9 protein-coding genes are annotated in these 14,201 nt (G+C 36.3%); 5 read left to right on the top strand and 4 right to left on the bottom strand.

Annotation, left to right across the window (positions count from 1 at the left end; all coding sequences use genetic code 11):
• Window positions 1-16: 16 nt before the first annotated feature.
• From U736_RS0104035 to dnaG, 3 genes are all read right to left on the bottom strand, one after another.
• Complete coding sequence (locus U736_RS0104035) at window positions 17-478, bottom strand: YcgN family cysteine cluster protein (protein ID WP_015856661.1); 462 nt, start codon at window positions 476-478, stop codon at window positions 17-19.
• A 591-nt stretch (window positions 479-1,069) separates the two neighbouring features.
• On the bottom strand, window positions 1,070-3,085 hold the full coding sequence (gene rpoD, locus U736_RS0104030) for an RNA polymerase sigma factor RpoD (RefSeq protein WP_015856662.1): 2,016 nt from the start codon (window positions 3,083-3,085) through the stop codon (window positions 1,070-1,072).
• A 389-nt stretch (window positions 3,086-3,474) separates the two neighbouring features.
• A complete protein-coding gene (gene dnaG / locus U736_RS0104020) occupies window positions 3,475-5,412 on the bottom strand; it encodes a DNA primase (RefSeq protein WP_015856663.1) in 1,938 nt (645 codons plus the stop codon).
• Window positions 5,413-5,547: 135 nt separating this feature from the next.
• Here dnaG and U736_RS0104015 point away from each other — a divergent pair, with 135 nt between their 5' ends.
• The 4 genes from U736_RS0104015 to ubiC all read left to right on the top strand — a co-directional run bounded on the left by U736_RS0104015 (window position 5,548) and on the right by ubiC (window position 11,232).
• On the top strand, window positions 5,548-6,765 hold the full coding sequence (locus U736_RS0104015; protein WP_015856664.1) for a mechanosensitive ion channel family protein: 1,218 nt from the start codon (window positions 5,548-5,550) through the stop codon (window positions 6,763-6,765).
• Window positions 6,766-6,835: 70 nt separating this feature from the next.
• Window positions 6,836-8,527 (top strand): Na/Pi cotransporter family protein, encoded by a 1,692-nt coding sequence (locus U736_RS0104010; protein ID WP_015856665.1) that lies wholly within the window; start codon window positions 6,836-6,838, stop codon window positions 8,525-8,527.
• Between the two features lie 862 nt (window positions 8,528-9,389).
• Window positions 9,390-9,641, top strand: a complete 252-nt coding sequence (locus U736_RS0104005; protein ID WP_015856666.1) for a GlsB/YeaQ/YmgE family stress response membrane protein — start codon at window positions 9,390-9,392, stop codon at window positions 9,639-9,641.
• A 1,081-nt stretch (window positions 9,642-10,722) separates the two neighbouring features.
• On the top strand, window positions 10,723-11,232 hold the full coding sequence (gene ubiC, locus U736_RS0104000) for a chorismate lyase (protein ID WP_015856667.1): 510 nt from the start codon (window positions 10,723-10,725) through the stop codon (window positions 11,230-11,232).
• A gap of 675 nt (window positions 11,233-11,907) precedes the next feature.
• Here ubiC and U736_RS0103995 read toward each other — a convergent pair.
• Entirely contained in the window at window positions 11,908-12,360 is a 453-nt protein-coding gene (locus tag U736_RS0103995; RefSeq protein ID WP_015856668.1) for a GatB/YqeY domain-containing protein, read from the bottom strand.
• Window positions 12,361-12,617: 257 nt separating this feature from the next.
• Here U736_RS0103995 and carA point away from each other — a divergent pair, with 257 nt between their 5' ends.
• Window positions 12,618-13,814, top strand: a complete 1,197-nt coding sequence (gene carA, locus U736_RS0103990) for a glutamine-hydrolyzing carbamoyl-phosphate synthase small subunit (RefSeq protein WP_015856669.1) — start codon at window positions 12,618-12,620, stop codon at window positions 13,812-13,814.
• The last annotated feature ends 387 nt before the right edge of the window (window positions 13,815-14,201 follow it).

Raw genomic sequence — 14,201 nt, 5'->3', positions numbered from 1 at the left:
TGTATAAAAAATCATATTACTGGCCTTTACATAGAAGACCAGTAATGTGATGAAGATAATCTTCCTCAGATAATAATTCGTCTTCGTAAACCTCTATCTGTCCGCGTGCAGAAATATGCGCTGTATGTACTGTCTGGCAATCTCCTGATACCAATGGATGCCACCAATGAAGATCTTTTCCCTCATAAATTAATCTATAAGCACAACTTTCTGGAAGCCAACGCGCTGTTTTAACTGTCGTAATGTCTAGCGATATACAATCTGGTACAATTGATTTACGATGAGCATAATCTCGACACCTACAAGTTTCCCCATCTAAAAGACGACAAGCAATACTGGTTGCATAAAGGTCACCCGTATCATCGTCCTCAACTTTATGGAGACAACAACGACCACAGCCATCACAAAGGCTCTCCCACTCAGAAATGGAAATCTCTTCTAATTTTTTTACTTTCCAAAAGGGAAGCTCTCCACTCATAAACTCAGACACACCTTTTTTAATTAAGACGATCTATAAAAATGAAACGTTTAATTTCTATAATTTCATCTATTTCTGTCTCTTAAAAAGATTCAACTCAATGTATGCTTTAAACCGTTTTCTTAAAATCTATCTGAATAAAAAGAGAATATTCAAAAAATAGCGCATATAAATGAACATAATCTATTGAAACATTCCTTTATAAACTGACGAAGAATAAAATGCGTCACCTAAAATGATAAAAAAATTCCGCAACGAATACACATTTCTCATCAAAAAGTCCGTATGTTGCAATATAAGTTTACTCTTAATAGATCCTATTTCTTAAGAAACGAGCCGCTACACGCAAGATAATGTTTTTCGTTCATTTTTTCAAATGACTACCACACCAGTATTTACCCTACATCTGTTATTTTCAGAAAGAGAAATACAAAATTCAAAAGCTAAGAAAAACATTAAACATCGTAAACTTTCTGGATTATTCAAATTCTTCCCATATTTTCTCAAAAAAGCATCCAAGTACAATGTGACACACCTCCCCTTCATTAAGAAGAAAGAGGGATTTATTAAAATACACACGAATTTCTTTATTTAAGAATCGAGAAAACTACGCAATTTTCGTGAACGGCTAGGATGTTTTAATTTACGAAGTGCCTTTGCTTCAATTTGACGAATACGCTCTCTTGTAACTGAAAATTGTTGTCCTACTTCTTCCAACGTGTGATCTGTATTCATCCCTATTCCAAAACGCATCCGCAAAACACGTTCTTCCCGCGGTGTTAATGAAGCAAGAACGCGTGTTGTCGTATCTCGCAGATTAGCTTGGATAGCTGCATCAATTGGTAATAACGCATTCCTATCCTCAATAAAATCACCTAAATGGGAATCATCTTCATCACCAACAGGCGTTTCGAGTGAAATGGGTTCTTTTGCAATTTTAAGAACTTTTCGTACTTTTTCCAACGGCATAGAAAGCTTGCTAGATAATTCTTCTGGTGTTGGTTCTCGTCCAATTTCATGGAGAATCTGACGCGATGTACGAACGATTTTATTAATTGTTTCAATCATATGAACAGGGATACGAATAGTACGCGCCTGATCAGCAATTGAACGTGTAATAGCCTGACGAATCCACCATGTTGCATAAGTTGAAAACTTGTAGCCGCGCCGATATTCAAACTTATCCACAGCCTTCATCAAACCAATATTACCCTCTTGAATAAGATCAAGAAACTGCAAACCACGATTAGTGTATTTTTTTGCAATTGAAATGACAAGACGCAAATTAGATTCTACCATCTCTTTTTTCGCAATTGTTGATTCGCGTTCGCCTTTCTGCACCTGCATAACAATCCGACGAAATTCACCAATCGAAATAGCCGTTTCTTGCGCAAGATTTTGTATCTCACTTCGCAGTTTTTGGATTTCTTTTGCTTCACGCATCGAAAATTCTCTCCAACCCGGTGTAGGCAAAGCAGCAATATAATTCATCCAGTCTGCGTCCAATTCACGCCCTTGGTATTCTTTTAAAAAATCCTCGTGGCCAATGCCATAGCTGTTGGCAATCCGTTTCAGCTTACCTTCATTATGAATCAATCTCTTATTGATGTCATAAAGCTGTTCAACCAAAGCTTCTATACGATTTTGATTTAAAGAAAGAGATTTTACTGCTTGAATCAACTCACCCTTTAATTGAATATATTTCTTCTTCTGAGAAGATGTAAGGGCCCCCTCTTTACGCTCTGCCAAACTGCTTTCAACATGCTGATCTTGTAATTTTCGTAATTTCACATAGGTTTGAGCAATAAAATCCAATGTTTCCATAACTTGAGGACAAAGTTCATTTTCCATTGCAGCAAGCGATAAGTTAACATCGTCATCGTCTTCTTCTTCATCATCTTCAATGTTTCTCTCTCCTGCGCTCTCCCCCATGTTACGTATACCAGAAGACATTTTTTCTTCTTCTGTCTTATTCACTTCACTTCGCTCAATAACAGGAGCCTGCTTTGCTTCTGGACCAGCATAAGTCGTTTCAAGATCAATAATTTCACGAAGAAGAATACGCTGTTCTTTTAACTCGTCACGCCATATAATAAGAGCCTGAAAAGTTAAAGGACTCTCACAAAGTCCCGCAATCATTGTCTCACGCCCTGCTTCAATACGCTTAGCAATGGCAATTTCACCTTCCCGTGAAAGAAGCTCAACAGCTCCCATTTCACGCAAATACATACGCACGGGATCATCCGTACGATCTGTTACTTCGCGTTTATTCGTTGTCGTTGCAATTGCGTGGCTAGAGGCTTCTACTAAATCACCACCCTCTACTGTAACTTCTTCTTCATAATTTTCAGACTCAACTTCATCCTCATCATCCACAACATTAACCCCCATCTCAGAGAACATCGCCAAGATATCTTCAATTTGTTCGGATGTAACCTCGTCAGAAGGAAGAACAGCATTGAGTTCATCCATTGTTACGTAACCATTTTTTTTGGCAAGTTTAATCATTTTCTTGATGGCATCATCAGAAAAATCAAGAAGAGGACCATCCAAACTCGCTTGGCTTGTTACTTCTGCATTATCTTTCTGTTTAACCCTTGTTGCCATACCATAACTCCACTCGACCACTTCACAGTTTCCATGTAACCATAGTTTCCATGTGACCAGTTTTTTTGCTCTCACTAAAATCTACCAATAATTTCTCATATATACTTCCTTTTAAGAGATTACTATTGGAAAGAATACATTTTGTATACGCCTTAACATCCAGACAAACTTGACATCCAGACAAAAACGCGGGAAAACTCCAGAAGTTTCCCCGACACCTCTCAGCCCTTCTGAGATAATCTCTGTACCCTATCGTAAGAACCAATTTCCCGCTTTTCCTAAAATTTACCCGCTTTTCCTAAAATTTAATTGCCATCTTTATGAAAATGTCACTCCCATAAACTTCCTCGTCTAAAATTTAAGTGACTGATTCGCATTAAAAAAGCGAATCATTTTATCGTATCTTGTGTATTCCCGTCTATTTTTTCATCCAACCAACTTCCAAACCCTTCAATTAACGCTTCTGTTGCCTGCATCTGCTCCAGCTCATTTTTTACCTCACGAAGCAGATCAAAAACCTCACTCTTAGGATTTTCTACAAGTTGCTCTTTAATATCCTGTAATCTCTTATGTAGGTGGTGTTCTTGAAGATGCAAGTAGACAGCTTGTTTTAATATCGCACGTGCATCCTCTATAGAAGCTCTACCAAAGATAATACGCATACCAATATTTTGCACAAGATGTTTCATACGCTCTAACAGAGCCTTTTGCCCTCTTTTTTCTAAGAGCGCAATCATCGTCTCCTTATCATGAAGCTGTTGATTCCCAAGAATTTCCAACATAGCTTGATGAAAGCACATCAATTGAGTATTTTTTAATTCTAACTCAGAAAGAATTTCAAAATTTTCATACCACAACTCAGGATAGTAAGCTAAAGTGAGTAAAATCACTGCTTCTCGCAAAGGAATAGATTGCGAAGAATTTCGTACTATTTCAGAATTTGCTAACAAAGAAAAGGATTGATCTTTAAAGATCCTATTTGATGAAGATTGATCATATCGCCCTTCTCCCTTTTTTTTCGAAAAAGAGGGACGAAAAAAATCAAAAAGGCGTTTTTTTACATCTTGCAAATAATAACGACGGACATCTTCATCCTTAATCGTAAAAATTTGTTGTTTTAGTTGTTTTTCTAGCGCTGCTCGTGTCTCTGGAGTTTCAAAATGCTTTCCATAGGTAGCTCGCCACCATAAAAGCTCACTCAAAGGAATTGCTTTTTGCAAAAAAGAAGAAAAAAGTTGTGCTCCACCAGCACAAACAATTTCATCAGGATCTTTTCCTTGTGGCAACAAAACAAAGCGTACACAAACCCCAGCCTTTAAAAGAGGCAACACACGATCAGCAACACGAAAAGCAGCGTTTAAACCAGCATCATCACCATCAAAACACAAAATGGGCTCCTTCCCCATCTGCCATAAAAGCTCAATTTGCGCTTCCGTTAATGCTGTCCCTAAGGGCGCTACAACTCCTTCAAAACCAGCTTTAGTCAATGCAATAACATCCATATACCCCTCAACAACAAGGAGTGAATGATTTTTTTCATCGCCAACAAAGCGACTGTTTTTGCGAGCTGCTACCGCGTTATAAAGTATATTTCCTTTATGAAACAGCACTGTTTCAGGGCTATTGAGATATTTTGCTCGTGTCTCTTTCTCTAATGCACGCCCTCCGAAAGCCACCACACGTCCGCGCAAATCTTCGATAGGAAACATAATGCGATTTCTAAATCGGTCATAAGAATCCGCACTCCCCTCACGCACTGTGAGAAGTCCACATTCTTCCATTTGCTTTATTGAAATGCCCCGTGCACTCAAAGCTTCTTTCAAAGCTGTACGCCTTACCGGTGCAAAACCAATGCGGAAACGCTCTACGAGCTCTGGTGTCACACCACGTGCATCCAAATAACGACGTGCTTGCACACCTCCTTTATCGCGTAAATTATATTGAAAAAAATCTGTAGCAATTTTCATCACATCATAAAGCTCAGCTTTTTCCAGTTGACGTTTATGACTTTGTGAATCCAAAATAGGGAGTTTCATTCCCGCAAAATCAGCCAAACGCTCTACACTTTCTGAAAAGTGCAATCCATCAAGCTCACACAAAAAGGTAAAAATATCTCCACTTACACCACAACCAAAACAATAATAGCGCCCTTTATGATCATCACAATGAAAACTTGGCGTTTTTTCACCATGAAATGGACAACAACACCAAAAGTCTCCCCGTGAAGGCTTACTTTTTCGAGGATCAAAATCCACCCGTTGACCAATCACTGTTGAAATTGGGAGTCTAGTACGCAGTTCATTAAGGAAATCGGGCGGGAAACGCATTATCTCTCACAGAGTTTGAAAATTCTTTTTTGCATATTTAACGACTTTAGAGCATAATTCCAATACTTCCTCTTAAGTAGTTGTAAAATTTTAAACTCTTAACTGCATATAATTTTAGAAATGGAGAGTGGAAAAGTGATCGAATTTATTGTTCAACATCCGTGGTTAGAGGCTATTTCTTGGCTTATTATTCTTACTATATTTGCCCTTTTAGTCAACTTTCTAGGAAGAAAATTACTTATTCACGGAGCCAAAAAACTCTCTTCTTTTCTCCCCAAAAATACAACGATCGATATTAATAATGCTATTCAATACATAGCGGATATCATTTCAGCCTTTATTATTTCGGTTGGTGTTAATTTTATACCAACATTGCCCAATGCATTCAGTACTGTCATCGGTAATGTTGCTAACGCCTTCATTATCTTTTTTGTTGTTCTGACAATTTCTGCCTGTCTGAATGTCATTAACATCCTCTACGAACAACGACCAACAGCACGGTTAAAACCAATAAAAGGTTATATTCAAATTGCTAAAATTGCACTTTTTGCTGTTGCGACAGTTTTAATGGTCGCTACATTGATTGACCGCTCCCCTCTTATTCTTTTCTCCGGTCTTGGTGCAATGGCCGCGGTTCTCATGTTAATTTTTCAAGATACGCTTCTTTCTCTCGTTGCCGGTATTCAAATTTCATCCACTGACATGGTTCGCGTTGGTGATTGGATTGAAATTCCCAATCTCGGTGCCGATGGTGATGTTATTGAAATTGCCCTGCATACTGTTAAAGTTCAAAATTTCGACAACACCATCACCTCAGTTCCTATCCGTAAACTTGTGACCGACCCTTTTAAAAATTGGCGTGGAATGCAAGAATCGGGTGGAAGACGCATCAAACGCTCCCTTTTTATTGATCAATCAAGTATCCATTTTCTCACAGAAGAAGAACAAAAATATCTTTCCCGATTTAATTTATTAGAAAATTATTTCACGCAAAAATTAGCAGAAATTGACCAATGGAACGCTCAATTAGATAAAAATCATGATGTCTTAGCCAATACGCGCCGTTTAACCAACATTGGAACTTTTCGTGCTTATGTTTTTGCTTATCTACAACAACATATAAACATCAACCCTAATATGACCTTTATGGCACGGCAATTACCTCCTACAGAAAATGGTTTACCATTGGAAATTTATTGCTTTACGAACACCACCGTTTGGATAGACTACGAACAAATTCAAGGTGATATTTTTGATCACCTTTATTCCATTCTTCCCTGTTTTGGTCTAAAGGTTTTTCAAAATCCAAGCGGTTATGATTTTAATCAAGTATTAAAAGCAAAAACGAAATAAAAACGATAAACTTTAATTTATCAATTTTGAGGCAAACATACTCATAACAACAGAGAAAGAATAAAGTATCATGAATGGTTCATTGGTACTCCTTCATCTTGCCGGCGCTATTTCTTTACTTCTCTGGGCCACACGCATGGTGCGCACAGGAATTGAACGCGCCTATGGTGACAGACTTAAATATAAAATGTGCCACGTCATTTCAAAACCATTGTTTGCGGTAAGTTTTGGGCTTTTTACAGCAATGATTTTACAAAGCTCTACAGCAATAACGCTCCTTGTTGGTTCTTTCGTTGAATCTGGTTTTGTCTCTGGAGTAGCGGGACTTATGGCTGTACGCGGAGGAGAATTAGGATCAGCAATCGTTGTTAAAATTCTCACCTATGATCTCACACTTGTTGTGCCCCTTTGTCTTTTAATTGGCACTTGTATCTTCATGACAACAGAAAAACGTGAGTGGCGTCAAATAGGACGTATTATCATCGGTATTGCTCTGTTAATTTTATCTTTAGAGATGATAAGTACAGCGACAGAACCTTTACGTGAAAGCGAAATTTTGCCTAGCATCATTCGTTATCTTTCAACCGATCCTGTTTCCACTTTTTTGTTGGCGGCTGGCTTAACCTACCTCTTACATTCATCCATTGCAGGAATCATTTTGCTGGTCAATTTTGCCAACTACGATCTTATCCATACACAACTCTGTGTTGTCATGGTTCTTGGTGTCAACTTTGGCTCTTCTCTTATAGCTCCACTTTTAACGCGCAACGCCTCTCCTAATACCCGCCTCGTTCCCTTAGGAAATTTACTCATGCGTGGGGCCGGTTCAATCCTTGTACTTATCTTATTTATCTCCTTTCGCCCTCCCATCACATGGCTTGGCAATAACGCCCCTACTCAAGTGATCAACGCCCACATTATTTTTAATGTTTTCATTCTCCTTGCTGGAATACCGCTTTCAAAATGGGTTTTAAAATTAACCACTCAAATTGTTCATATAAGTGCAAAAAAAACGCAAGCCGACAAAACGCTCAATTTATCGGATCAAACAGCTCTTGATGACAGTGTGCTTGAACGCCCCTCTCTCGCTCTCTCAAATGTCATGCGTGAAGTCATTCATATTTGTGATCTTGTAGACATCATGCTAGAAAAAATCATGGGACTTTATGAAAATCCTGATCCCAATATTATTCGTGAACTCAACCAACTCAACACCATATTGGACAAAAAACATATCGCCATCAAACTTTATCTTGCACGATTAGCGGGACAAAAATTATCTGACGAAGAAGCTCTTCAAACGCAAGAACTTCTAGGCGCCTGTATAAAATTAGACCAAGCAGGCGATATCATTATTCATAATATGCTGATGCTGGTTAAAAAGAAACAACAAAAAGGTTTACAGTTCAGCAGTGAGGGCTGGAATGATCTCCTTCGTTTCCACGCCATTGTACTAGCCAACGCGCACATAGCATTTAACGTTCTCGTCTCACGTGATACACACACTGCACACCTATTGGTACAAAAAAAAGATCAACTACGAAACTTAGAAAAGGAGATGAGTTTAAAACATTTTAAACGTTTGCGTGAAGGGGATCTCAAAAATGTAGAATCATCCAGTCTTCATCTCGACACTGTCCGCGACCTCAAACAAATCAACTCTCTTTTGACCTCAATGATCTACCCCATTTTAGAAGAACAGGGACTTCTTCAAAGTTCTCGCCTACGCAACCCTGCTGAAGAACAAACAGAAAAACCTTAAACTTTTAAATAACTTGAATAAGAAATACATCATATCGATTACTCAATTTTGAATATGATCAAGATATTGATTTAATTAAAATATTTTGTTATTTGACAATTTAAATGAGCTTTCTTCATCGTAAATTTCTTTCATTTAAAATCTATTCATGATGAATTACTCAAAGTCATTTGCTTGCACATTATAAACAAAGCAGCATGTAGAATAGAACTCTTGAAGAAAGACGTAAAAATGCCTAATCATCTCAAAGCCAAGACTGTTAAACACATAAAGAGAAAGTCAAGAGTATAATGGTTCCAACCTAAACTCGCCTTGTAAAAAGGAATTGCCCCACAGTAGCAGCAAAAACAGAAATACTCTATAAGGAATGCAAAACTCCACAAAAATGCAACATTTATATCAAGATTGGTAGAGGCTCAACCTATGCAGCCATTCTATAACGTGTCAACACAACAGTTTTAATTTCATTTCAAACATCATTGATATCAATTGGCAAGCTCCAAACTTTTAAATATCCATTTTACTTATTGCTTTAATCACAATTGTTTTTTTAAACTTAAGAGAGAGATTAAAAAAGCTTATAAATAAACTTTATGACTTCTTAAAGCATTTTAACTAATATTTTCTTCTTTTATTCATATTTTCTCAACTAATTAATTTATTTATAAATTAAAATGTGTTATATATTTATACTTGTTAAGTATTATTATGATATAAATGTAAGTATTATTTTAATATAAAGGAAAATAATAAGTAAAATTTCTAACAGAAATATCCTTTCCACTGGATAAAAAAGGGATAAATCTTGATTTTTATAAAGTTTACTCTAGTTACAGTTTAAGTTCAGGCAAAGGAGGGTATCATGGAAGATGCAAACATCGGTTGGATTGCAGCTATTATTATCGGCGGGATTGCAGGTTGGGCTGCACAGTATATTATGAAAAGCCAAACAGGAATATTGTTAAATATCATCTTAGGGATCATTGGCGCTGCGCTAGCAAGCTTTCTTTTTAGTCTTTTAGGTGTAAGTTTTGCTGGTTGGCTTGGCTATCTTATTTCAGGTTTTATAGGAGCCTGTATTCTTATATGGATAGGACAAAAAATTCGATCATAGAGCATTTATTTTTTTACACCTTTTTAGGGATTCAATAAAAAACTGGGAAACAACTAGAAAAGTTTGAAATATTTCCCTGTAACTCGTTGTTACCAGTTTTGATATGATGGTGAGATGCTTAATCTGCGATTTTGGGCATACACCATCGTCGTATTTTAAAACGAAATGCAGTAAAAACCTTTATAACGCACCCTTTCATACCTATATAAACTTACGCATATCAGGAGAGATATGTTGCGTTATTTTAACGAAATACGAACTTATTTTTGTACCGTGTGCGCAAATCTAGCTCATCTCACTGTAATAACAATCCATAAGGTTACAAAAATCACTAACGATGATTAAAGATTCTACCGCACAGCACTTAACGCCTATACACTTCATCAACAATACCCTTTTTACCGAAAAAATCGAAGAGCTCTTTTGCATTCTTAAGAAGTAAAGAGAGAAGGTAAGAAAAAAATGATAAAGAAATTTTTTCTAATCTGTTAAATAAAAGAATATCTAAAGTAGATATACTATAAATACATATGAATATAACTTTATTATAAAATGACTACACATTCTGTAATACGAAGTAATTTATTACAATTTAAATAATATAATCTATTTTAAAGTTTTCAAGAATATATGTATTACTATAAAATTATTTATTATAAAGAATACGATCTTCTTTACATCTCAATTCAAAAGGTTTGAATATCTCTTCACTTTCCAAAGTATAAAATAAAGTTTTGTTTCTCTTAAAGCTTCCTCTTTATATCATCTTACATAGATGATTTTTTATATGCGTTACAAACGAATTTTAAAGCACAAAACATTTTTCCCATTGCTCTCATGCGATAAAGAAATTTCCGTAATGCATTGTGTGAAAGCGTCTTGAATAAAACATAATACCTTATTTTGCTTTTTTAATGAAAATGATCCTATAATATGTATTTTCCGCATATCTTCTTTTAAAGACCTTTGATATCTTCCTGTTAAAATCTTGCTGCTTTTATACTCCTTGTATTACAATAGAGCTATTTATTTTAGTTCGTCCAACATAACATATGGAATAAGACTTTAAATGTGGAGTAAAATGATGTCTGATCTTGAAGATTCCATCTTACCACCTCTAAAGTGGCTCTCTGATCAAAATCCTCCAATACCAGAAAATATTCGCGATTGGCTCATGGAATCGGGTTCAATGACGCTTCGATTAAAAAAATATTGTACCTGCCTCCAAGTTCAACCACAACGCGAATGTTTTATTACGCGAGATAAATTAACAGACGAAGCAGAGCATCTCCCCGAAAGTGCGCGTTATTGGCTACGCGAAATCATATTGATGGGAGATAATAAACCTTGGCTTTTTGGACGCACTGTAATTCCACAAGAAACCCTCCTACACAATCAAGCCTTGATGCATTTGGGAACTGTACCTCTAGGACATTATTTATTTAACCATGACCAATTAACCCGCGATTACATTCATATTGGTCAACAAGGTGTGCTATGGGCACGCCGTTCCCGTTTACGGTTAACGGGTAAGCCATTGTTGCTAACTGAACTATTTTTAACAGATTCACCACTGTATCCCCACAAATAGAGGTTACTCATTTTATTCTGCATAATTTATAGATTTTATATAGCTTATAAGGGATTTAAGCAGAGAAAAGAATTTCAAAATCAGCTCAAAACACATTACAAACAAAGACTTATTTTAAAAATATCTTTTCATTTCATCAACTCAGCTTAATAATGTCTTCTATAGAAAAAACGTTTTAAAGTTCTGATTTTCTTATCATTAAAACCAGCGCTTGAATTAAGAAGATACGCACCATATTATAAATATCATCTACATTTAAATTTCTTACCGAATAATCACCACTCTAAAAAATACGGCAACTCTTTATCAAAAAAATGCTTTGAAACAGCAAAAAAGATAACAACACACTCCCCAAAATTGGAAATCTGTATCAATTAGCTTAATCATCCTATTTTAAAATTTTTAACAGTGCAGACAATAGATTTTTTTTAAGTAGAGACTCTATAATTTTTTTATTGTGTTAATGATCTAACAGCTTTGAAAAACAGAAAATATAATACATAAAAGATGTTTTTATTGCCCTATGAGCTCCAAAAAAGATTCGTTTATTTTAAAAAAATATTTTTTGATAATAGTATATATGTACAAGGTAAATGATATTTATCAACATCCTACTGACTTACAAAGGCGAAGCACAATAAAAAATATTTTCCAATCCCCTTGAATTAATAAGATCTATTGCAATTTCTTACGAAGACTATTGCACACTTTAGAAAAATTCATTTGCCCCGCATACCGTTCCTTAAGCCATGCCATCACCTTACCGATATCGCGTAATTTTTCAGCTTTTGTTTGTGCTAAAGCTTCACAGAGAACCTGTTCTACTTCCATCTCCTTAAGTTGATAAGGAAGAAACTCACGAATAACTTCTATTTCTGCTTGTCCTCTCTCTGCCAATTCTAGGCAACCAGACTCTTTATAGACTCGCATCAATTCCTCACGCTGTTGAAGCATTTTAGTGAAAACAGACTGTATCTGCTGATCATCCACTTCTAACTTCCCTTGATCATAATAAAGAATATCACGATCCCTAACTGCAGCATTCATTAAACGAAGTGTAGCAAGACGCGCACTATCTTGCGCTTTCAAAGCAGCCCTAAGTGCCCCATCAATCTGGTTACGCAACATAAATTTATCCAATTTTGTTCAAGAAAAAAAGCCTTTTAACCAATCTTTATCCATCTTGCAATGAAGGATAAAAAAATAATTAAGGACTCGATCTTCGAAAAGCTAAAACAAGACTTTACCTCTTCATGGAATGTACTTATACTGCCTATTTCAAGCGAAACATTACCAGAATAATATACACAGCATCTGTTAAAGGTATGATTTTTGTGTAAAGTTGATCATTATACCTTTCAGAGAATAAATTGTGGATACATACTATGATACAAACGACTTCACTCAGCCACCCTTGGAGTATCAAAAAACCTACAGCCCTCTTAGTCTTAGCTGATGGAACCGTTATTGAAGGCAAAGGAGCAGGTGCTACAGGTATTGCTGAAGCTGAAGTGTGTTTTAACACCGCCATCACAGGCTATGAAGAAATCCTCACAGACCCGTCATACACACAACAAATCGTTAATTTTACTTTTCCTCATATAGGAAATGTAGGGGCAAATAGCGAAGATATTGAAGATCTCTCCCCTCTCAATTGTCATGGTGCTGTTGGCGCTATTTTCAAGGCAGACATTACACATCCCTCAAATTATCGTGCCAATGAAAATCTTCATCAATGGCTTAAAACGCGTAAAATTATTGCACTTTGTGGTATTGATACACGTGCGCTCACAATTCTTATTCGTGAAAAAGGTGCGCAAAATGCTGTCATTGCACATGATTCTAATGGAATTTTTGATATTCCTTCATTAAAGAAACGTGCGCAAAAATGGCACGGTCTCGTCAATCTTGACCTTACGAAAGACGTGACATCTCAATCATCAATGCAATGGGATGAAAAACCATGGAGTTGGAATAAAGGATACGGTACAAACAATGTGCACAATCTTCATATCATTGCAATTAACTATGGTATTAAACGCAATATTCTTCGCCTTATGGCAACACAAAAAGCACGCATTACTGTTGTACCTGCCCACACAACTGCAAAAGAAATTCTAGCAATGAACCCTGATGGCGTTTTTCTTTCTAATGGACCAGGGGACCCCGCAGCTACGGCTCAATATGCCGTTCCAACGATCAAAACATTAATTGATCATAATTTACCAATTTTTGGAATATGTCTTGGTCACCAACTTCTTGCTCTTACGGTTGGTGCAAAAACCGTGAAAATGCACCAAGGACATCATGGTGCCAACCACCCAGTTAAAGACCTCAACACTGGAAAAGTTGAGATTGTATCGATGAATCACGGTTTCGCCGTAGATTCTGCCTCTTTACCACAACATGTTCAAGAAACACATATTTCTCTCTTTGATGGTTCAAACTGTGGTATTCGAATCATTGGAAAACCAGTTTTTTCTGTTCAATATCACCCCGAAGCTTCTCCTGGACCACAAGATAGCCACTACCTCTTTCAGCATTTCTGTGATCTCATTATGAATTATAAAAAAATATCTTAAAATAAAATATCTCACTTTCTAGCTTCTCTCCTTTAAATTATATCATCTTCCCATACACAACTATATTATTTGTATACCTACAACTTATTGAATAAGTGTTATTATTTATCATTTTGCAACTAAGATGAGAGCACTGAATAACTTGAATTTTTCTCATGACCTCTCCTCTTAGAATTGTATTCATCAAAATCATTGGCTTCCCCCTAAGCAAGATAAGTGTGTCGATAAAAAACATTTTTAAAAAGAGTAAAGCACCTAACCGTACCAAGAGCTCAGAGCTATCGGAACATTAGAAACTAGCAAAGTGAATGTTTGGTGCTGCATCTTTTATATACGTAAAGCAAGTAGTGTACAGCAGATCTTATACCATTGACAGTGACTTTTACC

The organism is Bartonella grahamii ATCC 700132, assembly GCF_000518085.1.
Taxonomy (GTDB): Bacteria; Pseudomonadota; Alphaproteobacteria; order Rhizobiales; family Rhizobiaceae; genus Bartonella; species Bartonella grahamii.
This window is presented reverse-complemented; position numbering and strand designations above follow the sequence as displayed.